Origin of the sequence: Pseudomonas sp. Wu6, from assembly GCF_019891515.1 — a bacterium.
Taxonomy (GTDB): domain Bacteria; phylum Pseudomonadota; class Gammaproteobacteria; order Pseudomonadales; family Pseudomonadaceae; genus Aquipseudomonas; species Aquipseudomonas orientalis_A.
Map to the genome: position 1 here is coordinate 1 of NZ_JAFLXH010000015.1, position 24,275 is coordinate 24,275.

At 62.1% G+C, this 24,275-nt stretch carries 22 protein-coding genes; 6 read left to right on the forward strand and 16 right to left on the reverse strand.

Features of this window, described 5'->3' with window-relative positions; translation table 11 throughout:
• Nucleotides 1–142 precede the first annotated feature (142 nt).
• The 4 genes from J1G34_RS12505 to ureE are packed head-to-tail and all read right to left on the reverse strand — an operon-like array spanning nucleotide 143 to nucleotide 2,543.
• The gene (locus J1G34_RS12505) at nucleotides 143–715 is read right to left on the reverse strand and encodes a HupE/UreJ family protein (protein ID WP_065883363.1); all 573 of its coding nucleotides are present in this window, start codon (nucleotides 713–715) and stop codon (nucleotides 143–145) included.
• A 20-nt stretch (nucleotides 716–735) separates the two neighbouring features.
• A complete protein-coding gene (gene ureG / locus J1G34_RS12510) occupies nucleotides 736–1,350 on the reverse strand; it encodes an urease accessory protein UreG (protein ID WP_222994130.1) in 615 nt (204 codons plus the stop codon).
• A gap of 21 nt (nucleotides 1,351–1,371) precedes the next feature.
• On the reverse strand, nucleotides 1,372–2,046 hold the full coding sequence (locus J1G34_RS12515; protein ID WP_122464167.1) for an urease accessory protein UreF: 675 nt from the start codon (nucleotides 2,044–2,046) through the stop codon (nucleotides 1,372–1,374).
• Nucleotides 2,043–2,543 (reverse strand): urease accessory protein UreE, encoded by a 501-nt coding sequence (ureE, locus tag J1G34_RS12520; protein ID WP_065896742.1) that lies wholly within the window; start codon nucleotides 2,541–2,543, stop codon nucleotides 2,043–2,045. Before ureE ends, J1G34_RS12515 begins: the two co-directional genes overlap by 4 nt.
• A gap of 349 nt (nucleotides 2,544–2,892) precedes the next feature.
• Here ureE and J1G34_RS12525 point away from each other — a divergent pair, with 349 nt between their 5' ends.
• A complete protein-coding gene (locus J1G34_RS12525) occupies nucleotides 2,893–3,390 on the forward strand; it encodes a C40 family peptidase (protein WP_122464169.1) in 498 nt (165 codons plus the stop codon).
• A gap of 5 nt (nucleotides 3,391–3,395) precedes the next feature.
• Here J1G34_RS12525 and J1G34_RS12530 read toward each other — a convergent pair whose 3' ends face one another.
• Together J1G34_RS12530 and J1G34_RS12535 are read right to left on the reverse strand one after the other, a co-directional pair.
• Nucleotides 3,396–4,028, reverse strand: coding sequence for a TetR family transcriptional regulator (locus J1G34_RS12530; protein WP_065883368.1), 633 nt, complete (start codon nucleotides 4,026–4,028; stop codon nucleotides 3,396–3,398).
• Between the two features lie 150 nt (nucleotides 4,029–4,178).
• On the reverse strand, nucleotides 4,179–4,550 hold the full coding sequence (locus tag J1G34_RS12535; protein WP_065883373.1) for a hypothetical protein: 372 nt from the start codon (nucleotides 4,548–4,550) through the stop codon (nucleotides 4,179–4,181).
• Between the two features lie 358 nt (nucleotides 4,551–4,908).
• Here J1G34_RS12535 and J1G34_RS12540 point away from each other — a divergent pair, with 358 nt between their 5' ends.
• Complete coding sequence (locus tag J1G34_RS12540; RefSeq protein ID WP_122561030.1) at nucleotides 4,909–6,975, forward strand: AsmA family protein; 2,067 nt, start codon at nucleotides 4,909–4,911, stop codon at nucleotides 6,973–6,975.
• Nucleotides 6,976–7,106: 131 nt separating this feature from the next.
• On the opposite strand, the gene J1G34_RS12545 is transcribed toward J1G34_RS12540, so the two are convergent.
• Together J1G34_RS12545 and J1G34_RS12550 are read right to left on the reverse strand one after the other, a co-directional pair.
• Nucleotides 7,107–7,637 (reverse strand): ferritin-like domain-containing protein, encoded by a 531-nt coding sequence (locus tag J1G34_RS12545; protein ID WP_065883376.1) that lies wholly within the window; start codon nucleotides 7,635–7,637, stop codon nucleotides 7,107–7,109.
• A gap of 97 nt (nucleotides 7,638–7,734) precedes the next feature.
• On the reverse strand, nucleotides 7,735–8,625 hold the full coding sequence (locus tag J1G34_RS12550) for a DMT family transporter (RefSeq protein WP_130138400.1): 891 nt from the start codon (nucleotides 8,623–8,625) through the stop codon (nucleotides 7,735–7,737).
• Nucleotides 8,626–8,763: 138 nt separating this feature from the next.
• Between J1G34_RS12550 and J1G34_RS12555 the strand changes: the two genes are divergently transcribed.
• The gene (locus J1G34_RS12555; RefSeq protein WP_065883380.1) at nucleotides 8,764–9,063 is read left to right on the forward strand and encodes a PsiF family protein; all 300 of its coding nucleotides are present in this window, start codon (nucleotides 8,764–8,766) and stop codon (nucleotides 9,061–9,063) included.
• A 177-nt stretch (nucleotides 9,064–9,240) separates the two neighbouring features.
• Complete coding sequence (locus J1G34_RS12560) at nucleotides 9,241–10,254, forward strand: AI-2E family transporter (RefSeq protein WP_065883382.1); 1,014 nt, start codon at nucleotides 9,241–9,243, stop codon at nucleotides 10,252–10,254.
• A 124-nt stretch (nucleotides 10,255–10,378) separates the two neighbouring features.
• On the opposite strand, the gene J1G34_RS12565 is transcribed toward J1G34_RS12560, so the two are convergent.
• A complete protein-coding gene (locus tag J1G34_RS12565; RefSeq protein WP_065883383.1) occupies nucleotides 10,379–11,647 on the reverse strand; it encodes an Hsp70 family protein in 1,269 nt (422 codons plus the stop codon).
• A gap of 238 nt (nucleotides 11,648–11,885) precedes the next feature.
• Here J1G34_RS12565 and J1G34_RS12570 point away from each other — a divergent pair, with 238 nt between their 5' ends.
• Entirely contained in the window at nucleotides 11,886–12,824 is a 939-nt protein-coding gene (locus tag J1G34_RS12570; protein WP_065894546.1) for a DnaJ C-terminal domain-containing protein, read from the forward strand.
• Between the two features lie 79 nt (nucleotides 12,825–12,903).
• Nucleotides 12,904–18,945 carry an NEL-type E3 ubiquitin ligase domain-containing protein gene (locus J1G34_RS12575; RefSeq protein ID WP_222994131.1) on the forward strand — a complete coding sequence of 2,014 codons (6,042 nt, stop codon included), beginning with the start codon at nucleotides 12,904–12,906 and terminating at the stop codon, nucleotides 18,943–18,945.
• A 66-nt stretch (nucleotides 18,946–19,011) separates the two neighbouring features.
• On the opposite strand, the gene ureC is transcribed toward J1G34_RS12575, so the two are convergent.
• The 7 genes from ureC to urtE form a co-directional block, all read right to left on the reverse strand.
• Nucleotides 19,012–20,712, reverse strand: coding sequence for an urease subunit alpha (ureC, locus tag J1G34_RS12580; protein ID WP_065896747.1), 1,701 nt, complete (start codon nucleotides 20,710–20,712; stop codon nucleotides 19,012–19,014).
• Between the two features lie 118 nt (nucleotides 20,713–20,830).
• Entirely contained in the window at nucleotides 20,831–21,136 is a 306-nt protein-coding gene (locus tag J1G34_RS12585) for an urease subunit beta (RefSeq protein WP_065883391.1), read from the reverse strand.
• Complete coding sequence (locus tag J1G34_RS12590) at nucleotides 21,133–21,666, reverse strand: GNAT family N-acetyltransferase (protein ID WP_065883393.1); 534 nt, start codon at nucleotides 21,664–21,666, stop codon at nucleotides 21,133–21,135. Before J1G34_RS12590 ends, J1G34_RS12585 begins: the two co-directional genes overlap by 4 nt.
• A gap of 5 nt (nucleotides 21,667–21,671) precedes the next feature.
• Nucleotides 21,672–22,184 carry a GNAT family N-acetyltransferase gene (locus tag J1G34_RS12595; protein WP_222994132.1) on the reverse strand — a complete coding sequence of 171 codons (513 nt, stop codon included), beginning with the start codon at nucleotides 22,182–22,184 and terminating at the stop codon, nucleotides 21,672–21,674.
• Between the two features lie 9 nt (nucleotides 22,185–22,193).
• Entirely contained in the window at nucleotides 22,194–22,496 is a 303-nt protein-coding gene (gene ureA, locus J1G34_RS12600; RefSeq protein ID WP_003171437.1) for an urease subunit gamma, read from the reverse strand.
• A gap of 158 nt (nucleotides 22,497–22,654) precedes the next feature.
• Nucleotides 22,655–23,494: an urease accessory protein UreD gene (locus J1G34_RS12605; RefSeq protein ID WP_065883396.1), complete on the reverse strand. Its 840-nt coding sequence runs from the start codon at nucleotides 23,492–23,494 to the stop codon at nucleotides 22,655–22,657.
• A 31-nt stretch (nucleotides 23,495–23,525) separates the two neighbouring features.
• Nucleotides 23,526–24,224: an urea ABC transporter ATP-binding subunit UrtE gene (gene urtE / locus J1G34_RS12610; RefSeq protein ID WP_065894560.1), complete on the reverse strand. Its 699-nt coding sequence runs from the start codon at nucleotides 24,222–24,224 to the stop codon at nucleotides 23,526–23,528.
• Nucleotides 24,225–24,275: the final 51 nt, after the last annotated feature.

Genomic DNA, 24,275 nt, shown 5'->3' on the forward strand with positions numbered 1-24,275 from the left:
GCGTTCGGCCAGCGTGGTTTAACGGGGCGCCTGAGATCAAGATCAAAAGCAGATCAAGAGCGACTCGCTTCGCATCGTGGTTACGGTTGAGCGCTACAGAGTTGTGTAGATGCCCCGATGAGGCCTTCAGCAGCGCTGAAGATCAGCCCGCCAACAACCAAACCCCGGTCGCCGCCGAAGCCGCCCCCGCCACCCGCACCAACGGTGCCGCCGCCGCAGGCAGGAAACGCACCACCGCGTAACCCGCCGCATGCAACGCAGCCGTCGCGCCGACAAACCCTGCCGCGTACGCCCAGGGGCTGGACATGTCCGGCAGCTCCAGGCCATGGGCCACGCCATGGAACAACGCAAACAACGCCGTTGCCCCCACCGCCACCCACAGCGGTGGCCGCACTGCCAGCGCTACCGCCAGGCCCAGCGCCAGCACCGATGCGGCGATCCCGCTTTCCAGCGCCGGCAGTTGCAGGCCTTCAAAACCGAGCATGCCACCGATCAACATGGTGCCGACGAAGGCACACGGCAGCGCCCAGCGTGCGTTGCCTTTTTGCTGCGCCGCCCACAGGCCGACCGCAACCATGGCCAGCAGGTGGTCGAGCCCGCCCAATGGGTGGCTGATACCGGCGACCAGGCCATTGTCGCCGTGGCCCGGGTGAGCGAAGGCGAGGGCGGGGGCCAGCAGCAGCGCGGCGGTGGCGAACAGTTTCTTGAGGTTCATAAACAGGCTCCGTAGGGGAATCAGGCAGCGGTCAGCAGGCCTTGAAGTTCGATAAAGGCGACGATTTCATCCAGGCCGACGCCGGTTTTCTGATTGCTGAACACAAAAGGTTTGCCATTGCGCATGCGTTGGGTGTCGCTGTTCATCAATTCCAGCGAGGCACCCACCAGCGGCGCGAGGTCGATCTTGTTGATCACCAGCAGGTCGGATTTGCAAATACCGGGCCCGCCCTTGCGCGGCAGCTTGTCGCCGGCGGACACATCGATCACGTAGATGGTGAGGTCCGACAGTTCGGGGCTGAACGTCGCCGACAGGTTGTCGCCGCCGGACTCCACCAGAATCAAGTCCAGGCCTGGAAACCGGCGGTTGAGCTGGTCCACCGCCTCCAGGTTGATCGAGGCATCTTCGCGGATCGCCGTGTGCGGGCAGCCGCCGGTTTCCACGCCGATGATGCGTTCCGGCGCCAGGGCCTGGTTGCGCACCAAAAAATCAGCGTCTTCGCGGGTGTAGATGTCGTTGGTAACCACCGCCAGGTTGTAGCGGTCGCGCAGCGCCAGGCACAGGGCCAGGGTCAGGGCGGTCTTGCCGGAGCCGACCGGGCCGCCGATGCCGACGCGCAGGGGTTGTGTGTTCATGGTGGGTTCTCCAAAAAAGCCTCAGGAACGGAACAGGCGGCTGTACTGGCGCTCGTGGGCCATGCACGCCAAAGACAGGCCAAACGCGGCGCTGCCAAGGTGATCGGGTTCTACGCGGCCAGCCTGGTGCTGGGCCTGCTGCAACAGCGGCAGCAGTTCGCTGGTCAGGCGCTGCGCGGCTTGCTGGCCCAGGGGCAGGGTTTTCATCAGCACCGCCAACTGGTTTTCCAGCCAGCTCCAGAGCCAGGCGGCGAGGGCGTCGTCGGGGCGGATGGCCCAGGCCCGTGCGGCCAGGGCCCAGCCAAGGGCCAGATGGGGTTCAGGCTGTTGGTCAAGGAAATCACGGGCGTCGGCGTCCAACTCGGGCAAGCCACTGAGCAGTTGTTGCAGCGAGTAACCCATCTGCCGGCTCTCCTGATACAGCTCGCGGGTTTCACGGCTGGCGCGGTGTTCTTCACACAACTGCGCCAGGCGCGGCCAGGCCTGCTCCGCGGCGGCGCGGCAGTGGGCGAGCAGCAACGGCGCTTCAAAACGCGCGAGGTTGAGCAGCAATTGGTCGCTGATCCAGCGTCGCGCGCTGGCCGCATCGTTGACGCGGCCGTTCTCCACCGCCATTTCCAGGCCCTGGGAGTAGCTGTAGCCGCCAATCGGCAATTGCGGACTGGCCAGGCGCAACAGCGCCCAGGCCGGGTTCATGGACGCACGCCGAACTGATGCAGTTTGGGCGCGTAATTGAAGTCTTCGTCACCATGGCGCGAGTGATGATGACCACCGCCATAGGCGCCGTGCTCGGGTTGGAAAGGCGCCTCGATGGGGTGCGCATCGGCGCCCAGCTGTTCCAGCATGGCCTTGAGCACATAGTCATCGAGCAGGCGCAGCCAGCCATCGCCGACCTGCAGGGCGACATGGCGATTGCCCAGGTGATAGGCCGCGCGGGTCAGTTCAAAGGCGTTGCGGCAGGTGACATGCAGCAGTTGTTCAGGGCGCGCGCAGACACGTACGACGCGTCCGTCCTCGGCTTGCAGGAATTCGCCATCGTGCAGCGGCGGCTGCCCACGCTCCAAAAACAAGCCGACGTCTTCACCGTCGGCACTGAAACAGCGCAGGCGGCTTTTGCTGCGGGCTTCGAAGTTCAGCAGCAGCTCGGCGGCCCAGAGGGCCTGGGGGGCGATTCGGCGGTGGATCACCAGCATCGGAGGGTTTCCAGCTATTAACGATAAAGGGGCTATAAAGGTGGTAGAGCAAGGGCCTTGCCAACCCTGCAGGCGCGTAGGAAATCCCTGTCAGCAGGGTGCGAGCGCTACACGGCAGGGCATTGGCAAAGGGTGAGCGTGTTGCAATTTGGTGCGCTTGAGCGGCGCTCGGCACCGGGAAGGGGCATTTTGCGTGGAGTAAGCCGATGAATTGCATGAAATGTCTTTCATACAGTTCTTCATCGGGCTTTAAGGAATAATCCTACAAGAGCCAGAGAATCGGCCTTCGTGAGCTTACGTGGTGGTTCTTTAAGATTCGCGCCGTGTTTAATCCGTCGCGATGTTCATCATGTTCAAGTCACTTATCTGTTCCGTCATTGTCGGTCTGTCTTGTCTTATTTCCTCAGCCTCGGCCACTCTTCAACAGCCGCCGACGTTTGTTTCCGCCCATGCACCGTCTTCGGTCGAAAACGTGATCGACCGCGCCCATCAACTGCTCGGTACACCCTACAAGTGGGGCGGTACGTCCACCGAGCAAGGGTTCGATTGCAGCAGTTTCCTGGTCTATCTGTTCAAGACCCAAGCCAATATCCAGCTGCCGCGCACCACGGCTGCGATGCACCGCTCAACGGCCGCGACCATCAAGCGCACGGCGTTGAAGCCGGGCGACGCGGTCTTTTTCAAAGGCAATGGGCAGGGGCGGGTCAGTCACGTCGGGCTGTATATCGGCGATGGCAAATTTATCCATTCACCGCGTACCGGCAAGAACGTGCGTATCGATTCGTTGAGCAATAGCTACTGGAACAGGAACTACACCACCGCCAAGCGCTTTCACAAGGCCGGCTGATCGTATTACTCAGTGCTGCCCAGGCCTTGCCAATGCTTGAGGCCGATAAAGATAAAGCGCAATTGCTGGGTGATCTTCGCCTGGGGCGTGAGGTGGGCAGGCAGGGCCTGGGCGGGAGGGTCGATGATGTCGGGCAGGGTGGCGAATACACTTTTGACGATCAGGTCGGCCATCACGTGCAAGCCGTCGGCGTCCAGGTGCTGCAGCTTGGGCATCAGCGTAAGGTCGGCTGCCAGGTCGCGGGTGATGTCTTCGCGCAGCGCGCCGATGGCTTGGCGCACGGCCAGGCAACCGCCGTATTGTTCGCGGGCCAGGAACAGGAATTGGGAACGGTTGGCCGAGACCACATCGAGAAAGATCCGCACGGACGCATCGATGATCCCGCCCATGACGAATTCGTTGTGGCGCACCAGGCGAATCGTGGCGCGGAATGTCTGGCCGACTTCACTGACCAACGCGAGCCCAAGCTGGTCCATGTCGGCAAAATGACGATAGAAGCCGGTGGGCACGATGCCCGCTGTCTTGGCCACTTCGCGCAGGCTCAGGCTGCCAAACCCACGGCCACACTCCATCAGATGGCGGGCAGCGTCCATCAAGGCGAGGCGAGTCTGTTGCTTCTGTTCGGCGCGGGGCAGCATGAGCGGATGGGCTTTGTCGGCGAGTACAACGACGCACTCTAGCAAAAGCGCTTTGCCGGCGTCGAACTTGACGGGGGCAGACGTGACGCGGTCTATAGAAAAGCAAAAGCCCGATCGGCAGATCGGGCTTTTTTCTGGGCCACCACGGGCTCAGCTCTGTGCTTGATGCAGTTCTTGCAGACGGTCGGCACCACCTTCAGCGATACCTTGGGTATAGGCACGGTCATTGGCTTGTTCAGCGCCGCCTTCTACCAGACCTTTTTCCTGCAGGCGGTCGTTGCCACCTTCAGTCAGGCCTTCGGTGTAGGCACGTTTGTTGGCCTGCTCCGAACCGTTTTCAGCGACAGCGCCTTTGGCGTAGTCACGGTTTTCATCTTCCTGCGAACCGCTGCGGGCCAGGGTCTGGCTCGACTGCACGGCCTGGGACTGGTTCTGTGGGGTGGCCTGTTCGGCGGCTGGCAGGGCAAAGGCACTGGAAGCCAGGACGGATAACAGGACGGTAGCAAGTACTTGGCGTTTCATGATGGTTGCTCCTCGGGAGGGCGATAAAGTGGGTACAGGGCTAATGCTACTCTTGATAAGTCGATATAAAAGTTCATAAACACAATGGTAATAATCAACAGAATTGATTGTTCTCACGGGAGGCTCTAGCTCGCGCCTCTCAAGCACGCGGTTTTGCACCGGAGTGGGTATTTTCGACACGCACCTGGGTAACAATGGTGCGTGGTTGATGAGCGGAAACGGTCTGATCGATCAGGAAAATCGCTTTTTTCGGCTAAATCGGCCGTTGCGTTAAACCCCCAGGCACTTTGCCAGTCGTAGTCCTATAAGCTGTTTCAAAGGCTGTTGCCCAGCCAGTCGTAATCAGGAGTTTTGTGCAATGACGCGCACTCGAAAAATCGTCGCCTGGTGCTGCGCCAGCTTCGTTCTGTTAATTGCCATCGCGGTATTGGTCCTGGTGTTTTTTGACTGGAACCGCATCAAACCGCCCCTTAATGCCAAGGTCTCCGAAGAGTTGCACCGCCCGTTCGCCATCAACGGCAACCTGGCGGTGGTGTGGCAGCGTGAGCCCGACGAGGGCGGCTGGCGGGCCTGGGTGCCCTGGCCCCACGTGATTGCCGAAGACCTGAGCCTGGGCAATCCCGATTGGTCCAAGCAACCGCAGATGGTCACGCTCAAGAAAGTCGAATTGCGTATTTCACCCTTGGCATTGCTGGCACAACGCGTGGTGATCCCGCGTATCGACCTCACCGAGCCGAGCGCCGACCTGCAGCGCCTGGCGGACGGCCGCGCCAACTGGACCTTCAAGTTCGACCCCAAGGACCCCGACGCCGAGCCTTCCAGCTGGGTGGTGGATATCGGCGCCATCGGCTTCGACAAAGGCCACGTCACCCTCGACGACCAGACCCTCAAGACCCGGCTCGATGTGATCATCGACCCGCTGGGCAAGCCGATCCCCTTCGGTGCAATCGTCGGCGATGCGGATGCCAAAAAAGCCCTGGAAAAAGGCTCGTCCCCCCAGGACTACGCGTTCGGCCTCAAGGTCAAAGGCCAGTATCACGGCCAGGCGCTCGCCGGCACCGGCAAGATCGGCGGCCTGCTCGCCCTGCAGGACGCGGCCAAGCCGTTCCCGCTGCAGGCCCAGGTCAAGATCGGCGACACCAGCATCGCCCTGGCCGGCACCCTGACCGACCCGCTGAACCTCGGTGCCCTGGACCTGCGCCTGAAGCTCGCCGGTGCCAGCCTGGGCAACCTCTACCCGCTGACCGGCGTGACGTTGCCCGATTCGCCGGCCTATTCAACCGACGGTCATCTGATCGCCAAGCTGCATGAAGCCAGCGGTGCGTCGTTCCGCTATGAAAACTTCAACGGCAAGATCGGCAACAGCGATATCCACGGCGACCTGGCCTACGTGGCCAGCCAGCCACGGCCCAAGCTCAGCGGCGCGCTGGTGTCCAATCAACTGCTGATGGACGACCTGGCGCCCTTGATCGGCGCCGACTCCAACGCCAAGCAGAAAGCCCGTGGCGGTGAAAGCAAGCAACCGGCAACCAAGGTGTTGCCGGTTGAAGAGTTCCGCACCGAGCGCTGGCGCGACATGGATGCCGACGTGGAATTCACCGGCAAACGCATCGTGCACAGCGCCGAGCTGCCGTTCACCGACCTCTATACGCACCTGGTGCTCAACGATGGTGAGCTGAGCCTTGAACCCCTGCGCTTCGGCGTGGCCGGCGGCAAGCTCGATGCGCAGATCCGCTTGAACGGCCGCACCACGCCAATGGAAGGCCGGGCGAAACTCACGGCGCGTAACTTCAAGCTCAAGCAGTTGTTCCCAAGCTTTGAGCCGATGAAAACCAGCTTCGGCGAACTCAACGGCGACGCCGATATTGCCGGGCGCGGCAACTCCGTGGCAGCGCTGCTGGGCACCTCCAACGGTGACCTGAAGATGCTGATCAACGACGGTGCGATCAGCCGTAGCCTGATGGAAATCGCTGGCCTCAACGTCGGCAACTACGTGGTGGGACGCCTGTTTGGCGACAAGGAAGTGAAGATCAACTGCGCTGCGGCGGACTTCGGCATCAAGACTGGCCTGGCGACGACCCGCTTGTTTGTGTTCGATACCGAGAACGCGATCATCTACGTCGATGGCACGGCGAATATGGCGACCGAGCAGTTGGACCTGACCATCACGCCGGAGTCCAAGGGCTTCCGCCTGTTTTCCCTGCGCTCACCGTTGTATGTGAACGGGCCGTTCATCAAGCCCAATGCCGGCGTCAAAGCTATCCCCCTGGCACTGCGTGGCGCGGGCATGGTCGCCCTGGGTGTGATCGCCGGCCCCGCGGCCGGATTGCTCGCCCTGGTCGCCCCAAGCGGCGGCGAGCCGAATGCGTGCGCACCGTTGCTGCAACAGATGAGAGAAGGCAAGGCGCCCAAGACTGTGAAATAACTGACTGCACCCGAAACCAAATGTGGGAGGGGGCTTGCCCCCGATAGCGGTTTATCAGCCGGAACATCGTTGGCTGAACCACTGCTATCGGGAGCAAGCCCCCTCCCACATGGGTAGTGCTGTGCGGCTGATTACAGGCCTTCTAGAATATCCGCCATGTCGTCGGCGTGTTCTTCCTCCTGGGCCAGGATGTCTTCGAAGATGCGACGGGTGGTCGGGTCTTTATCACCGATGTACTGAATGATTTCACGGTAGCTGTCTACCGCGATCCGCTCGGCCACCAGGTCTTCGTAGACCATTTCTTTCAGCGAGTTGCCCGCCACGTATTGCGCGTGGGAGTTCTTCGACAGCAGGTCGGGGTTGAATTCCGGCTCGCCGCCCAGCTGCACGATGCGCTCGGCAAGTTTATCGGCGTGTTCGGCTTCCTGGGTGGCGTGCTCCAGGAATTCATCGGCGGCGACGCTGGCTTTCAGGCCGCTGGCCATGAAGTAGTGACGCTTGTAGCGCAATACGCAGACCAGTTCGGTGGCCAGCGATGCGTTGAGCAGGCGGATAATTTCTTCGCGGTCGGCGTCATAGCCTTCGGTCACGGCACCGTTTTCGACGTTCTGGCGGGCGCGGCTGCGCAGGGTCGCAACGTCAGTCAAGTGTGCTTCAGTCATCTCAATCTCCTGGGGCTAATCCGGTTTTACGCCACGCTCTGCCGGCGTGATCGCTCCCAGTTGTGAGTCGCGAGAGAGGCGAAAAGTTTTATCGGATTTAACAGGATGTGTCACGACGAGGTCTGACCGGCGTGGTCCAGCGCTCCGACAGGACCACCCCACCCAAAGTCAGCAACCCTCCCACCAGGTGATAAAGCGCCAGCGCCTCCTTCAGCACCGCCGCCGCGATCAAAGCAGTAATCAGTGGAAGCAGGTTGAAAAACAACGTGGTACGGCTTGGCCCCAGGGTTTTGACCGAGTGCATCCACGCCAGCGGCGCCAGCATCGAAGCCAGCAGGCACGCATACAGCACCAGCGGGATATTCGCCCAGCCCAGGCCCGCCTTGGCGGAGAACAGGAACAGCGGTAACAGCACCACCACCGCCACCAGCACTTGCAGATACAACAGCACCAACGGCGGCAGGCGCAGTTGCCATTTTTTCAGCAAGGTGCTGTAGACCGCGTAGGCCAGGGTGGCGACCAGCATCATGGCGTCACCGAGGTTGATCCCGTGTTGCAGCAACGCGCCCAGGCTGCCGGATGACACCACCACCACAACCCCCGCGAACGACAGCACCGCGCCGGTCAGCGCGCCGAAGGTCAGGCGCTGGCCGAGGCTGATAATGGCGGCGGTCAGGGCCATCAGCGGCATCAGCGAGAGGATGATGCCCATGTTGGTGGCACTGGTCAGCGTGGCTGCGTAATAGGCCAGGCTTTGATACACGGCCATGCCCAGCACGCCGAGCATGAAAATCTTGCCCAGGTTCGGGCGGATCAGCGGCCAGTTGGCAATCACCGGCTTGAACATGAACGGAGTGAACAGCAGCGCCGCGAACAGCCAGCGATAAAAGCCGATTTCAGCCGGGAAAATCGAACCCACCGCCAGTTTGTTGACCACGGTGTTGCCGGCCCAGATAAGGATGGCCAGCAGGGGATACGCGTATTGCATCGAAAGCAAACCCAATGTGTTGAAGAGGTGGAAGCGATACCGTCGGACGACTATTCGCCGCCGGTGAAGTTGTAACAGGTTTTGACTACACTGCGTTGTAGGCCGTGCCCTTCGGTACGGTAACAGGGAGAAAACTCCATGAAGATGCTGCGTATTCCGCTGTTGATGATGGGCCTGCTGCTGTGTTCCCAGGGTTTTGCCGCCACCGCCCAGCAAAACAAAATGACCACCTGTAACGCCGAGGCCACCACCAAGACCCTCAAGGGCGATGAGCGCAAGGCTTTCATGAAGACCTGCCTGTCGGCCCCGGCGGCCAATGATGCCAAGACCCTGACCCCGCAGCAGCAAAAGATGAAAGACTGCAATGCGTCGGCGAAAACCCAAGCGTTGACCGGCGATGCGCGTAAAACATTCATGAGCACCTGCCTGAAGAAGTAATAGCCCCAGGCCATAGAAGGCTGCGACACTCGCACGCAGTCCCTTTGTAGGCGCGAGCTTGCTCGCGAAAAACGTGAACGATCAAACGGGCACCCTGACTAAACGCGGTGCCCTTTCGTTTTTCGCGAGCAAGCTCGCTCCTACAACATCCTTTAACGCCGTTCGTTTTGAGGCTGTATGCCAACGTTTTCTCAGCGTCATGTGTTGTTGCTGGCCAGCTACATCATCATTTTCGGCGGACTGCTGCTGGTGCTGCCGCTCAAATTGCTGCCCAGCCTGCTGGCCGGCCTGTTGGTCTATGAATTGGTCAACATGCTCACCCCCCAACTGCAACGGCTGATCGAAGGGCGGCGTGCGCGCTGGCTGGCGGTGGCCCTGCTCGGCACCTTGATCGTCAGCGTACTCGCGCTGATCTTCGCCGGCGCCATCAGCTTTCTGCTCCATGAAGCGGAAAACCCCGGCGCTTCGCTCGACAAATTCATGGGTGTGGTAGACCGCGCGCGCGGCCAGTTGCCGCCGTTTTTGGACGCCTACCTGCCCGCCAGCGCCGCCGAGTTTCGCGTGGCCATCGGCCAATGGCTGAGCAAGCACCTGAGCGAACTGCAACTGGTGGGCAAGGACGCCGCGCACATGTTCGTCACTTTGCTGATCGGCATGGTGCTGGGCGCGATCATCGCCCTGCAACGCGTGCCTGACCTGACCAAGCGCAAACCCCTGGCTGCGGCGTTGTTCGACCGCCTGCACCTGCTGGTCCAGGCGTTTCGCAATATCGTCTTCGCCCAGATCAAGATCGCCGCGCTCAATACCGCCTTCACCGCCGTGTTCCTCGCCGTGGTCCTGCCGCTGTGCGGCATCCACCTGCCGCTGACCAAAACCCTGATCGTACTGACCTTCCTGCTCGGCCTGCTGCCGGTGATCGGCAACCTGATGTCCAACACACTGATCACCATAGTCGCGTTGTCGTTGTCGATCTGGGTGGCGGTGGCGGCGCTGGGGTACCTGATCGTGATCCACAAGGTCGAGTACTTTCTCAACGCGCGGATTGTCGGCGGGCAGATCAGTGCCAAGTCGTGGGAATTGCTATTGGCGATGCTGGTGTTTGAGGCAGCGTTCGGCCTGCCGGGGGTGGTGGCGGGGCCGATTTACTATGCGTATCTCAAGAGTGAGTTGAAGCTCGGCGGGATGGTTTAAGGCTTGTGTTGCCTGGGCTGACGCTATCGGGGGCAAGCCCCCTCCCACATTTGAAGGTGTTCACACATCAAACTGTGGGAGGGGGCTTGCCCCCGATAGGCGCGCCGCGGTTTTGAGCTGGAAATCAGCTGCCGTAGCGCTTACTCGCCTCAATCGCCAAACCACTCCCAATACTGCCAAAGATATTACCTTCCACGTGCCGCGCATTCGGCAGCATCGCCGCAATGCTGTGGCGCAGCGCCGGGATGCCGCTGGAGCCACCGGTAAAGAACACCGTGTCCACCTGGGCCACGCTCACCGAGGCGTCATTGAGCAACTGCGTGACGCTGCCGCGCACGCGTTCGAGCAGGTTGTCGATGGATGACTCGAACAGCGCGCGGCTCAGGTCCACGCTCAGGCCCGCTTCGATACGGTCCAGTGGCACATGGCGGCTGTCGTCCTGGGTCAGCTGGATCTTGGTCTCTTCCACTTCCATGGCCAGCCAGTGCCCGGCGCGCTGTTCGATCAATTTGAACAGGCGGTCGATGCCGCCGGTGTCTTCGATGTCATAGCGCATGCTGCCCAGGGCCAGCTGGGATTTTTGCGAGTACACCGAGTTGATGGTGTGCCAGGTGGCCAGGTTCATGTGGTGGCTGGTGGGCATGTAGGCGCCGCTCTTCATGCGGCTGCCATAGCCGAACAGCGGCATCATGCCGGCCAGCGAGAGCTGTTTGTCGAAGTCGGTGCCGCCGATGTGCACGCCGCCGGTGGCCAGGATGTCGCTCTGGCGGTTGTCGTTGTGGCGACGATCCGGCGACAGGCGTACCAGGGAGAAGTCGGAGGTACCGCCGCCGATGTCGACAATCAGCACCAGCTCTTCTTTCTCGATGGTCGACTCGTAGTCGAACGCCGCCGCAATCGGTTCGTACTGGAACGAGATGTCCTTGAAACCGATCGCGCGCGCCACGTCGACCAGGGTGTTTTCCGCCTCCTGGTCGGCCATCGGGTCGTCATCGACGAAGAACACCGGACGGCCCAGCACCACTTCTTCGAACTCACGACCGGCGTTGGCTTCGGCGCGGCTCTTGAGCTGGCCGATAAACAGTGCCAGCAGGTCGGTGAACGGCATTGCGGTGCCGAGCACGCTGGTGTCGTGCTTGATCAGCTTAGAACCCAGCAGGCTCTTGAGCGAGCGCATCAGGCGGCCTTCGTAGTTCTCCAGGTATTCGTGCAACGCCAAGCGACCGTACACCGGACGACGCTCTTCAAAGTTGAAGAAGACCACCGACGGCAGGGTGATTTTGTCGTCCTCCAGCGCGATGAGCGTCTCCTCGCCGGGGCGTATCCAGCCGACGGTGGAGTTGGACGTGCCAAAGTCGATGCCGCAGGCACGGGCTGGAGATTCGTTTTTCATGTCTATCGGGTTCCGGTTGTAAAACGGCCGCGCAGTGTATGCCAGTCGACGCCGGATGCGTAGGCCGACCATCTGTTAAATACTGCTTGAAAGCGCGACATTTGCCCCCACATCTGGTGCATACGGCATGTGCCGAATGACACTGCGACGCACCCAAGGCCGCAAGACTCAACACGTGCAAACCAGCGCACCTTTTGGCCAGGCTGTGCGATCTCGATTTAAGGATGGTGAACCGTCGATGGATTTCAAAGATTACTACAAGATTCTGGGGGTCGAGCCAAGCGCCGATGACAAGGAAATCAAGGCCGCCTATCGCAAGCTCGCCCGCAAGTACCACCCGGACGTGAGCAAGGAGAAGGACGCCGAAGCCAAGTTCAAGGACGCGTCCGAAGCCTATGAAGCGCTCAAGAGCGCCGACAAGCGCGCCGAGTACGACGAACTGCGCAAATATGGCCAGCATGGCCAGCCGTTCCAGGGCCCGCCCGGTTGGCAGAGCCGTGGCGGCTTTGGCGGTGGCGCCGGCACTGAAGATTTCTCGGATTTCTTCAGCTCGATCTTCGGCTCGCGAGGCGACGCGTTTGGCGGCGGCCAGCGTCGGCCTGCCGGGCGCAAGGGCCAGGATGTGGAGATGCAGCTGTCGATCTCCCTTGAGGAAACCCTGTCCACCGAATCCAAGCAGATCAGCTTCCAGGTGCCGCAATACGATGCGTCCGGTCGGCACGTCAGCAACACGGTCAAGAGCCTGAACGTGAAGATCCCCGCCGGCGTGGCCGACGGCGAGCGTATCCGCCTCAAGGGGCAGGGGGCGCCGGGCATTGGCGGTGGGGCCAATGGCGATCTGTACCTGATTATCAAGTTCGCCGCCCATGCCCGGTTCGAGGTGGATGGCGAAAACCTGATCATCAACTTGCCGCTGGCGCCGTGGGAATTGGCCCTGGGCGCTGAAGTGGCGGTGCCGACCCTGACCGGCAGGATCAACCTCAAGGTGCCCGCCGGTAGCCAGAATGGCCAGCGCATGCGCGCCAAGGGCCACGGTCTGTTGAACAAGGCCGGGCAGCGCGGCTATCTGTTCGTGCAGCTCAAGGCGGTGATGCCTAAAACCAGCGATGAAGAGGTCAAGGCGCTGTGGCAGGCGTTGGCGGAAAAAGCCGCATTCAACCCACGCGAGCACTTCTGAACCGGTTAACTATGTAGGCTTTTCAACACGTGTCGTTCGATAGGCTGGGGGCTTTGCTCTCAACCAAGGACGACCCGCCATGCCGGATTCTCTGCCTCCCCCTTCCAGTGCCGAAGGGACCTTCAACGTCGACCTGCGCGGCGTTCACTACGACTTCCTCAAAGGCCGCGTGCCCGCCTGGTTCAACCAATCGGCTGCGCAGCGCCAGCAAGAACTCGCTGACCACGAAATGGAGCTGCCCAGCTGGTACTTGAGTGCCACGGCGCAGTCCAGAAGCGAGCTGGCGGCCAGCCATATTCGTTACCGCGACGCCTTGAACCGGGTCGAGAACACCCTGGGCACGATCAAGGACGTACTGGATTTCGCCGAGCAGCCGCTCAAAGATGCGATCAAGCAGCAATTCAACCTGGATCTGGATGTGCGCCAGGTGTACTTCGTGCGCAAGTACGCGCTTAAAGGCCGCGATGACTTTTATGGCTTTCTGGTCTTCGACCAGCAGAACGATGGGTCCCTGAGCTACGAGTACCGGGGTGTTTCCCTGCTCGAGGCGGCCCTGGCCAATTTCGAGGCCGACGAGGAACAACCGCTGCCGTGCAACGACTGCCAGCTCATTACCACGTGGAGTGGCTATGACGGCGAGGTGTTGTCCACCTTCCACGCCGTAAACGCCCAGGCGGTCAGCCTTGCGCCCCATGCGTTTGCCAGGCTCTGCCGCACCCTTGATCTGGGTGAGCAGTATCAGCAGCACCTCAAGGCGATTGTGCAGCCCGAGGACGGTGCCGAGCGTGACGCGCTGGAGAAGCAATTAGAGGAATATCACCGTCAGTCATTGGCCCTGGGCAGCGAAATCGCCCGGCGCCAATACATCGGCAGCCTCACCAATGGCCGCACGGGGTGGGGCATCAGCGACACGGCTTATCGCATGCTCCAGCAGGTGGTGGCCGATCCCGCCAGCGCCACGCTCGACGGCAAGCCGGTGGCGTTTGCGGCGTTGCAGGTGTTCGGCTGTACGCTGGTGGGCCCTGTGCTGATTGGCCCGAACCGCCTGGACAGCGAGCGGGTCGAGCGTCTGGTGGTGTATATCCCCAACGACCCCCAGCAGCCCGTCAAGGAATACGGCTCCAGCGCCGACTTTATGGTCGATCTGCGCACGCGCTTGCACAGTGCGTCCTATCGGCGGTTTTTCAGCAGTTTTGTGCCACAGCGTGCGCAAGGGGTGTTTTTCAAGCAGTTCGATGCCCTCTACAAACCCTCCAACGGCGCGGCCGCCGATTACCCGATCAAGCCGAGGGCGGCGCGGTTGCCGCTGGCGCAGATGGAGATCAGCGGCAATCTCTGGGAACAACTGCGCCAGGCCCAGGTGCGCAAGATCCTGGCCGATGGGCGGGCGGTGGCGGTGCCCACCGGCGATGAAGACCGCAAGGCGCGGCTTGAGCGCTTGTCGAGCTATCTGGATGCGGTCATCAGCGTGTACAACCTGGCGGCGTTCGTGGTGCCGGGCTTGGGGCCGATCATGCTGGCGGTGGGGGCCGCGCAAATGGCCAGCGAAGCCTTCGAGGGCATTGAAGCCTACGAGCAGGGCGACGTTAAATCGATGTGGGCGCATTTTTCCAGTGTGGCGCTCAATGCGGCGTTTATCGGCACCGGTTCCAAGGTCCTGCCGCAAGTGAAAGTGTCGAGCATGGTCGATAACCTCAGGCCCATCACTCAGCCCGATGGTCAGTCGCAACTATGGAACCCGGACATGGGGGCGTACAAAATCCCTGTGGACCTGGGCGCCGATGTCAAGCCGGATCGCCTCGGGCTTTACCAGCACAAGGGTGAGACGATCCTGCCCCATGAAGGCGACTATTACCGGGTCAAACAGGATGCCCGCACCGGCGACTACCGCATCCAGCACCCGAGCCGCCCCGAGGCCTATACGCCCCTGCTGGAGCATAACCATGCCGGTGCCTGGAGCCATGAAGTCGAAGAGCCGCTGACCTGGGACGCCCCCACCCTGATGCGGCGCCTGGGCCTCACGCGTGAACCCCTCAGTGCCGAGCGCCTGGAGCACGCCCGGGACGCCAGCGGTATCAGCGTAGACGCGTTGCGCGAGACCTTCGTCGAGCATCAGCCGGTGCCCGTGTTGCTCAACCAGAGCATCGAGCGTTTCAAGCTGCACCAGCAACTCACGACGTTCATCGAGCAATTGCGCAGCAGCGACCCGGCGGTCTACGCCAAGGCCGACATCGCCTTGCAAATGCACATTCTGCGACGGCGCGGCCTGCTGCCCCAGGAACCGCCCCTGCGGGTGCTCGACCGCCACGGCACGCTGTTGTGGGAAGACGATGCACGGCCATCGCCGGCCAAGCGCGTGGTGGTGCTCAGTGAGCAGCACATCGCCCGTGGCGAGTTGCTTGAAGAGGTGCTGAACACCCTGCAAGGCGTTGACCCCGCGCTCAAAGGCATTCCCGGCACTGGCGAGGATTCACTGCAGACCCGGGCCGGTCTGTTGCGCCAGGACATTGCCGGTGTGGTCGAGACCTTCAAGGGCGCGCTGCTCGAGGAGCGTTACAACGCCCTGAGCGCCGGTGATGATCCCGATGTGCGGCTCATCCGTGACAGCTACCCACACTTGCCCGAACCGGTGGCGGCGCAGTTGCTCAAGCACCTCGATACGCCGGCACTGGAGGCACTGCGCGACACGGGGCGGCTGCCGCCGGAAAGCGCCGAACTGGCGCAGTGGTGCGAGCAGGAAACCCGTGTGGCCAAAGCCTATGAAGGGCTGCACCTGGACACACTGGCGGACATCGACAGCCAGCGCCTGGCCCTGCGCACCCTTGAAACCTTGCCGGGATGGCCACGGGGGACGCGGGTGGAGCTGCGTCGGTATTCGGCTGCCGGTCCGCTGCTCGACGCCATCGGCTCGCCGGACTGGCCCCACACCAGGGTGCTGGTGCAGATGGACAACGGCCTGTTCCAGGCACCGGCTCCACGGGATTTCTACGCTGGCGCCTGGGATGCTTTGTCTGGTCCCGAGCGCCAGGGCCTGGGGTTCACCGATGCGCAGCAATTGAAGGCGGCGATTCAACACACTCCACTGCCGCGGGAGCCATTGCGTACGGTGCTGCTGGAGCACCCGGTGCGCAAGCCGGCTTACGATCCGGCCATGCGCCTGCTCGGGGGTGGTCGCGGCATCCTCCAGCGGGTGAGTGGGGCGCTGCGCTCTTCCAGCAGCCGTATGCAGGACCGCGTGAAGGCGCTTTACCCCTCGTTCGATGACGCAGAAGTGGCGCGATTTATCCAGGGTTTGGGCGATGACGCCGGGGGCAAACTGGACCAGCTCAAAGCGCAATACAAGCGCCTGGATGAGACGCTCAAAGAGTGGGTCAAGGTCAACGAGCAGCCCACGAGCAGCGAAGTGGCGCGTGCGCAGGACCCTGCCGTCAGCATCGCGAACACTATCAGGCGGTGCTGGCGCCGGGAGAGCGAGGCATCGCTGCACCTGTTCGGCACCGGCACGCTGGAGCTGCCAGCGGTGGACGCGGATTTCAGCCATGTCCAGACGCTGGAGCTGCACCGATTCGCCTGGTCTGACACGGCCCACAGGTTCCTGGCTGGCTTCGGCCAGTTGCGCGGCTTGAGGATCGACGATTGCGGGCTGACCGAGTTGCCGGAGGCGGTGGGTGACATGCGTCACCTCACCTCGTTGGACCTGAGCGGAAAATCTTCTCGATTCAACCGCGTAAACCGTGGGCGGATCAGCGGCAACCGGCTCCAGCTGACCCGTCAAAGTGCCGCAAAACTGAGTGCGATGGTCCAGCTTGAGGACCTCTCGCTGGCCAATAACCCCTTGGGCAGCGTGCCGGACTTCAGCGGCATGCGGGGGTTGAAAAAACTCAACCTGCGCAACACCGGCATTGATCAGTGGCCAGCCGGCCTCAGCAGTCAGGAAGGCCTGGAACGGGTCGATCTGAGCCAAAACCAACTGCGTGAGGTACCGGAGCAACATCTCAGGCCGGCACCCGACCGACTCGACAAGATCGCCAGGATCAATGGGGTGACCTTGCTGCGCGATAACGCATTCCCCGCCGAGTATTGGCGCGAGCTCGACAGCTATTGGCAGCGCTTGAGCGAGACCCGCCCAGACCTCATCAAGGGCGCCCTATCCGATGCATTCGACAGTGGTAATCCCGATGTCGAAAAATATCGGCGGGTGTACCCAGGTAAAAGCAGCCAGCAAGCCAGGGAGTTCCTCTGGCGGTCAGGCGCGGACGCGGGTGCGGAGCTGACCAGGCTGGAGCAGGAGTTCAACGTGCTGCAAAACCAGTTGAGTGCCTGGGTCTTTTCCGGGGGCGGTGAGCGTCAGCGCTACGTGCGGATGGGCGAACGGCAGGCCAACACGGCCGCGATGACCGACAGGTACACCGCGCAGCAACGTATCCTCGAATGCTGGCGACGCGAGAGCGCGCCGAAGTTGGCCAATGACGGCACGCCTATCGGCCTGGAGCTGGATTTGAGCGGCTTGAACCTGCCCAGCCTGCCGGATCTGGACGTGGACTTCAGCCATGTCGGCTCACTCAAATTGAACAACATGCACTTGAGCGCTTCACCCGAGGGGTTCCTCGCGCGCTATCGCCACCTGCGCTGGCTGGACATGTCGAACAACCAACTGCGCGAGTTGCCCCCGGCACTGGGGGACATGCACGGCCTGACGCGCTTGATGCTGCAAAAAAACCAGATCCGTCTGACTGCGCAAACGGCGCGTATCCTGTCTGAACGCACGACCCTGCGCGCGCTGCTGATGCATGACAACCCACTGAGTATCAGCCCGGACTTCAGCCGTATCACCGATCTGCGTACCCTCAGCCTGGCCAGAACCCAGATCGATACCTGGCCGGTCGGCTTGGCGGAACAACCGGCCCTGGACACCATCGACCTGCAAGACAACCAGATCACAAGCATTCCCGCCGCCGTGATTGCCCCCCCGGCGGAGCAGTTGGAGCAGATGACCCGGATCAACCGCGTGACCCGCGTGAACAACAACCCGTTATCCGCAGAGACCCAGCAGCGGGTGCTGGATTATGCTGCCCGGCTGCGGCAGGCAGGGCCATCCGGGGCGGGGGAAATCAATCTGTTGGTGGATTCCGCCAGGCAGGTTCGCGGTGGCCGGGTGATCACGGCCGCGCAAGAAACGCCGTTCCTGCGCTGGACCTCCAACCTGTCCGCGGAGCAAATCGCCGCCAGACGAACCCAGTGGTTTGCATTGCGCGACCAGCCGGGTGCCGATGGTTTGTTCAACAGTGTACTCGAGCGCCTCGATCTGGCTGGAGCTGACCGGGGGGAGCAGCAGCGTCGGGTCTGGGAAATGCTGGACGCGATCAGCGAAAACACCCCGCAATCGGCGCAGTTGCGCCAGGAACTGTTTGACCGCGCGGGGGAGCCGAGGTGTTGTGACCGTGCGGCGTTTACTTTCAGCAACCTGGAAGTGCGAGTGCTGGTCTACCGGGCTCGCGCACAGGCGCTCGGTGAGGCGCCGGGGCGCGCCTTGTCGCAGTTGTCCAGAGGCCTGTTCCGTCTGCATGAGATCGATAAAATCGCTTCGGCGGATATCCAGCGCAGTGAAGCCATCGTTAACGACCCGGCGGTGTCCCTGGCCGAAAAACAACCCCACAGAAGCCGACTGAATGAGGAAGTGGAAATCCGCCTGGCTTATCGTCATGGCCTCAAGGACCGTCTGCAATTGCCCGGGCAACCCGACCATGTCAGGTTCACCGGCATGGTGGGGGTCACTGCGCCAATGCTCGATGCGGCCTATGAAAAAGTCGTGGCGCTGAATAACTCGGCGCAGGAATTTCAGTCGCTGGTGTCCGAGGATTTCTGGCAGGACTATCTGGCCCATAAATATCGGCCGCAGTTCGAAGCACAGAGCCAGCCGCATCAGGAGGCGTTGGTCACGCTGACCGACCGCTTCAACGCGGGCGACCTCACCGAAGGCATGTACAAGCAAAAGGCCGACGATGAGCAGGCCAGGCTGGCGGTCAAGGAAGCGGCGTTGATCGAGACCTTGAGTCGCCAGGAATTGGCGGAGCATCCCTTGGACGGTGAATCGTCCGAGGAGGAAGCGACTGACCTGTAGCGGCCAGGAGGTCCTGCCTGCGCCCGCCACCTGGCGGGCACCGGCCTGCTGTGGATCAAAAAGCCGTTAAAACAGGAAGTAACGCTGCGCCATGGGCAATACCTCGGCGGGCTCGCACCACAGCAACACGCCGTCGGCCTTGACCTGGTAGGTCTGTGGGTCAACGTCGATGTGGGGCAAGTAGTCGTTGTGGATCAGGTCGGTTTTCTGCACGTTGCGACAGCCCTTGACCACGGCGATCTGCTTCTTCAGTCCCAGGGCCTCGGGCACTCCGGCGTCCTGTGCCGCCTGGCTGATAAAGGTCAGGCTGGTGGCGTGCAGCGAGCTGCCGAAGCTGGCGAACATGGGCCGGTAGTGTACCGGTTGCGGCGTAGGGATCGAGGCGTTGGCGTCGCCCATCAGGCTTGAGGCAATCGCGCCACCCTTGAGGATCAGGGTCGGCTTGATGCCGAAGAACGCCGGGCGCCAGAGCACCAGGTCCGCCCATTTGCCCACTTCGATGGACCCGACGATATGGCTGATACCGTGGGTGATCGCCGGGTTGATGGTGTATTTGGCGATGTAGCGCTTGGCGCGGAAGTTGTCGTTGCCGGGGCCGTCGCCGGGCAGGGCGCCGCGCTGTTTTTTCATCTTGTCGGCGGTCTGCCAGGTGCGCGTGATGACCTCACCGACACGGCCCATGGCCTGGCTGTCGGAACTGATCATCGAGAACGCGCCCAGATCATGCAGGATGTCTTCGGCGGCGATGGTCTCGCGGCGGATACGGCTTTCGGCGAAGGCCACGTCCTCGGCGATGCTTGGATCGAGGTGATGGCAGACCATCAGCATGTCCAGGTGTTCGTCGATGGTATTGCGCGTGAACGGCCGGGTCGGATTGGTGGAGCTGGGCAGTACGTTCGCAAAGCCGCAGGCCTTGATGATGTCCGGCGCATGGCCGCCACCGGCGCCTTCGGTGTGGTAGGTGTGAATGGTGCGGCCCTTGAGTGCGGCCAATGTGGTTTCAACGAAGCCGGACTCGTTCAGTGTGTCGCTGTGGATCGCCACCTGCACGTCGTATTCATCGGCCACGCTCAGGCAGTTGTCGATACTCGCGGGCGTGGTGCCCCAGTCTTCATGCAGCTTCAAACCAATGGCCCCGGCCTTGACCTGTTCGATCAGCGGCTCAGGCAGACTGGCGTTGCCCTTGCCGGTAAAACCGATGTTCATCGGGAACGAATCGCTGGCTTGCAGCATGCGCGCCAGGTGCCACGGGCCCGAGGTACAGGTGGTGGCATTGGTGCCGGTGGCCGGCCCGGTACCGCCGCCGATCATGGTGGTGACGCCGCTGGTGAGCGCCTCTTCGATCTGCTGCGGGCAGATGAAATGCACATGGGAGTCGATGCCGCCGGCGGTGAGGATCATGCCTTCGCCCGCGATCACTTCGGTGCTGGCGCCGATGGCCATGGTCACGCCGGGCTGGATATCCGGGTTGCCGGCTTTGCCGATCGCATGGATACGCCCGTTCTTGAGGCCGACATCAGCCTTGACGATGCCCCAGTGGTCGATAATCAGCGCGTTGGTAATCAGGGTGTCCACCACCTCATGGGCGAGCAACTGGCTCTGGCCCTGGCCGTCGCGGATGACCTTGCCGCCGCCGAATTTGACCTCTTCGCCGTAGACGGTGAAGTCCCGTTCCACTTCGACGAACAGCTCGGTGTCGGCCAGACGCACCTTGTCACCGACGGTGGGGCCGTACATGTCGGCGTAGGCTTGGCGGGTGATTTTCATGTGTGTGCCCTGAAGAATATGTGTTGAATGTGAAACCGCTATCGGGGGCAAGCCCCCTCCCACCTTTGAAGGTATTCACAGCTCCAAATGTGGGAGGGGGCTTGCCCCCGATGAGGCCCTAAAGGTCGCCCATGATCCGCCCGGCAAACCCGAATACCCGTCGCCCGCCGCTTAAATCCACCAGCTCGACCTCGCGACTCTGCCCCGGCTCGAACCGCACCGCCGTACCCGCCGGAATATTCAGGCGCATGCCGCGGCTTGCAGCGCGGTCAAACGCCAGCGCGTCATTGGTCTCGAAAAAATGGTAATGCGAACCCACCTGGATCGGCCGGTCGCCGCTGTTGGCCACGCTCAAGGTGACGGTGCGGCGCCCGACATTCAGTTCGATCTCGCCAGGCTGGATCTGATATTCACCAGGAATCATGCAGGTTGCCCCAGGGTCTTGAAGTAGATGGCGGTCGGGCTGTAGCGCCCGTCCGGGCTTTGGCAGTAGTCGGGCAGTTCGCCGACTTTGGTGTAGTGCAGGGACCGGTAGAAGGCCTCGGCACCGGAGCCGGCCTCGGTGTCCAGGTACAGCAGGCCGCGCTTGTGCTGGCGGGCGGCGAGTTCCAGGGTGTTCATCAATTGCTGGCCCAGGCCATGGCGGCGGGCACTGCTGTGCACCAGCAACTTTTGCACCTCGGCGCGGTTCAGGCCGTTGGCTTTCTGGCACAGCGCCAATTGCACGCTGGCGACCACTTGTTCTTCGCGCACCACTACCCACAGCAGCAGGCTGGCGTCTTCGATACCGGCTTGCACGCCGTTCAGGTACTCGCGGGCCTGGGTCTCATCGAAGTCGGCCATAAAGCCCACCGATGCGCCATGCTGCACTGCGTCCAGCAACAGCTCGATCAAGCCCAGGCGGTAATGGGCAAAACTTTCCGCATTGACGCGACGCAGGTGTGCAGCGCTCATCGATCTCACTCCTTGGGCGGTTTGGCGCCCGGATTCAGCGTCAGTTGCATAAAGGTCAGGTCCAGCCAGCGGCCGAACTTGATACCCACTTGGGGCATCTGCCCGGTGGTGATGAAACCCAGGCGTTCATGCAGGCGGATCGAGGCCTGATTGCCGCTTTCAATGGCCGCGACCATGACGTGCTTGCCGCAGATGCGGGCGCGCTCGATCAGGGCCAGCATCAGCTGCGGGCCGAGGCCATTGCCGCGCTGGTCATTGCGCACGTACACCGAGTGTTCGACGCTGTAGCGAAAGCCCTCGAAGGGACGCCAGTCGCCGAACGAGGCGTAGCCGGTGACTTCATCGTTTTCCACCGCCACCAGGATCGGGTACTGCTGCGCCTGGCGTGCGCTGAACCAGGCCTGGCGGTTGGCCAGGTCCACCGGTTGCTCGTTCCAGATCGCCGTGGTGTTGAGCACCGCGTCGTTGTAGATGGCGCGGATCGCCGGCAGGTCGTGTTCGGTTGCATCACGAATCATCGCTGCACCTTACGCAATGGGTTGATGAACGGTGACCAGCTTGGTGCCGTCCGGGAAGGTGGCCTCCACCTGGATATCCGGGATCATTTCCGGGATGCCTTCCATCACCTGTTCGCGGCTGAGCAGGGTGGTGCCGTAGTGCATCAGGTCGGCCACGGTGCGGCCGTCGCGGGCGCCTTCCATCAGGGCGGCGGAGATATAGGCGATGGTTTCCGGGTAGTTGAGCTTCACACCGCGCGCCAGTCGCCGTTCGGCGACCAGGCCTGCGGTGAAGATCAGCAGCTTGTCTTTTTCCCGTGGGGTCAGGTCCATGGTTCAGTCCGTAGTCAGGCAATTAAAAAGGCGAGCGCTAACTCCTGTAGGAGCGAGCTTGCTCGCGAAAAACCTGAGGACGCCGCGTGCCTTCAGGATGCCCGCGTTATCGTTAACGATCTTCGCGAGCAAGCTCGCTCCTACAAAAGGGCGCATCTTCATGTGCTCCAGATTCGTGGTGCGACTGCTTCGCGGCCCAGCAGCGCCGGGCGCAACAACCGCCATAAATCAATCAACCACCCCCGCGCCAGCAGCGCTTCACTGGCCAAACAACGCGCCACCAGCAACCCGGGCAATTGGGTCAAGTCGCCGCGCACCGCGTGTGGCAGTGAGCGGCAGTGTTCGAGCAATTGGGGATCGATCTCACCGGTCACCAGCAACGTGGCGAACACCGGTTGCCCGTCCAACCCGATGGGCGAATCCAGCAAGCCATCGGCGCCCACAATGCGCTGGCGCTCATGCCAGAGCAACTGGCCGTCGCGGCGGATATCCAGGTGCGATTGAAAGTGCCCGAGGTCGAAGCGCTCGCCGCTGGCGGGGCGTCCGAGGGCGACCACATCCCAGTAGAACAGCCGCGCATCGCCTTGCAGGTCGATGCGCGTGGTGAGCTCGGCCTGGGCCGCGCTGAACACGATGGTTTCCTGGGGCAGCCATTCCAGCGTCGCGCCGGCCTCGACGGTCAACTCGACGTGCTGAAATGCCGGGCCGCCGGCGCGGTACCACTTGGCTGCGCCGGGGCTGGTCAACTGCGCCCAGGCATCGGTGCCGACGTGGGCGCTGATGTCCAGGCGATCGCCACCGGCAATCCCGCCGGGCGGGTGCACGATGATGTGCTGGCATACCTCGGGACCTTCGGCATACAGGTGCTTTTGCACCCGCAGCGGGCCAAGGTGACGGCGCATGACCGGGCGCGTGGTGTCGCCGAAACGCGCATAGCCCAGTTCCAGCTCGGCGTGCCAGCTGGGGGTGAACAGGGCAGGGGAAACGGGCAGGTTCATGGCTGAGTGCTTATCGTCAGGAGGCTAGAGATTAGATGGTTACGAGACCGCGTACACCCTCGCTTTCCATATTTTCACCACGGCCCTGCTGCACGATTTCGCCGCGTGACATCACCAGGTACTGGTCGGCCAGTTCGGCGGCAAAATCATAGAACTGCTCCACCAGCAGGATCGCCATATCACCACGGGCGGCGAGTTGCTTGATGACGGCGCCGATTTCCTTGATCACTGATGGCTGGATACCTTCGGTGGGTTCGTCGAGGATCAACAGGCGCGGACGGCTGGCCAGGGCGCGGCCAATCGCCAACTGCTGCTGCTGACCACCGGACAAGTCGCCGCCGCGTCGATGCTTCATTTGCAGCAGTACCGGAAACAGTTCGTAGATGAACGCAGGCACTTCCCTGGCTTGCGCGCCTGGGAAGCGCGAAAGGCCCATCAGCAGGTTTTCTTCCACGGTCAGGCGCGCGAAAATCTCGCGTCCTTGCGGCACATAAGCGATCCCGGCATGCACACGCTGATGCGGCTTGAAACCGGTGATAGGTTTGCCTTCCCAGTTCACTGCGCCTTCCTTGGCAGGCAGCAGGCCCATCAGGCACTTGAGCAGGGTGGTCTTGCCCACGCCGTTGCGCCCGAGCAGGCAGGTGACTTCGCCGATCTTCACATCGAAGGACAGCCCGCGCAGGATGTGGCTACCGCCGTAGTATTGGTGCAGCTTGTTGACTTGCAGCATTCCAAAAACCTCCTCAATCCCCTGTAGGAGCGAGCTTGCTCGCGAAAAACC

What these genes read in the sequence shown, in the direction of transcription:
- J1G34_RS12505 (WP_065883363.1), bottom strand. Translation starts at nt 715, where the DNA reads ATGAACCTCAAGAAACTGTTCGCCACCGCCGCGCTGCTGCTGGCCCCC.
- ureG (WP_222994130.1), bottom strand. Translation starts at nt 1,350, where the DNA reads ATGAACACACAACCCCTGCGCGTCGGCATCGGCGGCCCGGTCGGCTCC.
- J1G34_RS12515 (WP_122464167.1), bottom strand. Translation starts at nt 2,046, where the DNA reads ATGAACCCGGCCTGGGCGCTGTTGCGCCTGGCCAGTCCGCAATTGCCG.
- ureE (WP_065896742.1), bottom strand. Translation starts at nt 2,543, where the DNA reads ATGCTGGTGATCCACCGCCGAATCGCCCCCCAGGCCCTCTGGGCCGCC.
- J1G34_RS12525 (WP_122464169.1), top strand. Translation starts at nt 2,893, where the DNA reads ATGTTCAAGTCACTTATCTGTTCCGTCATTGTCGGTCTGTCTTGTCTT.
- J1G34_RS12530 (WP_065883368.1), bottom strand. Translation starts at nt 4,028, where the DNA reads ATGCTGCCCCGCGCCGAACAGAAGCAACAGACTCGCCTCGCCTTGATG.
- J1G34_RS12535 (WP_065883373.1), bottom strand. Translation starts at nt 4,550, where the DNA reads ATGAAACGCCAAGTACTTGCTACCGTCCTGTTATCCGTCCTGGCTTCC.
- J1G34_RS12540 (WP_122561030.1), top strand. Translation starts at nt 4,909, where the DNA reads ATGACGCGCACTCGAAAAATCGTCGCCTGGTGCTGCGCCAGCTTCGTT.
- J1G34_RS12545 (WP_065883376.1), bottom strand. Translation starts at nt 7,637, where the DNA reads ATGACTGAAGCACACTTGACTGACGTTGCGACCCTGCGCAGCCGCGCC.
- J1G34_RS12550 (WP_130138400.1), bottom strand. Translation starts at nt 8,625, where the DNA reads ATGCAATACGCGTATCCCCTGCTGGCCATCCTTATCTGGGCCGGCAAC.
- J1G34_RS12555 (WP_065883380.1), top strand. Translation starts at nt 8,764, where the DNA reads ATGAAGATGCTGCGTATTCCGCTGTTGATGATGGGCCTGCTGCTGTGT.
- J1G34_RS12560 (WP_065883382.1), top strand. Translation starts at nt 9,241, where the DNA reads ATGCCAACGTTTTCTCAGCGTCATGTGTTGTTGCTGGCCAGCTACATC.
- J1G34_RS12565 (WP_065883383.1), bottom strand. Translation starts at nt 11,647, where the DNA reads ATGAAAAACGAATCTCCAGCCCGTGCCTGCGGCATCGACTTTGGCACG.
- J1G34_RS12570 (WP_065894546.1), top strand. Translation starts at nt 11,886, where the DNA reads ATGGATTTCAAAGATTACTACAAGATTCTGGGGGTCGAGCCAAGCGCC.
- J1G34_RS12575 (WP_222994131.1), top strand. Translation starts at nt 12,904, where the DNA reads ATGCCGGATTCTCTGCCTCCCCCTTCCAGTGCCGAAGGGACCTTCAAC.
- ureC (WP_065896747.1), bottom strand. Translation starts at nt 20,712, where the DNA reads ATGAAAATCACCCGCCAAGCCTACGCCGACATGTACGGCCCCACCGTC.
- J1G34_RS12585 (WP_065883391.1), bottom strand. Translation starts at nt 21,136, where the DNA reads ATGATTCCTGGTGAATATCAGATCCAGCCTGGCGAGATCGAACTGAAT.
- J1G34_RS12590 (WP_065883393.1), bottom strand. Translation starts at nt 21,666, where the DNA reads ATGAGCGCTGCACACCTGCGTCGCGTCAATGCGGAAAGTTTTGCCCAT.
- J1G34_RS12595 (WP_222994132.1), bottom strand. Translation starts at nt 22,184, where the DNA reads ATGATTCGTGATGCAACCGAACACGACCTGCCGGCGATCCGCGCCATC.
- ureA (WP_003171437.1), bottom strand. Translation starts at nt 22,496, where the DNA reads ATGGACCTGACCCCACGGGAAAAAGACAAGCTGCTGATCTTCACCGCA.
- J1G34_RS12605 (WP_065883396.1), bottom strand. Translation starts at nt 23,494, where the DNA reads ATGAACCTGCCCGTTTCCCCTGCCCTGTTCACCCCCAGCTGGCACGCC.
- urtE (WP_065894560.1), bottom strand. Translation starts at nt 24,224, where the DNA reads ATGCTGCAAGTCAACAAGCTGCACCAATACTACGGCGGTAGCCACATC.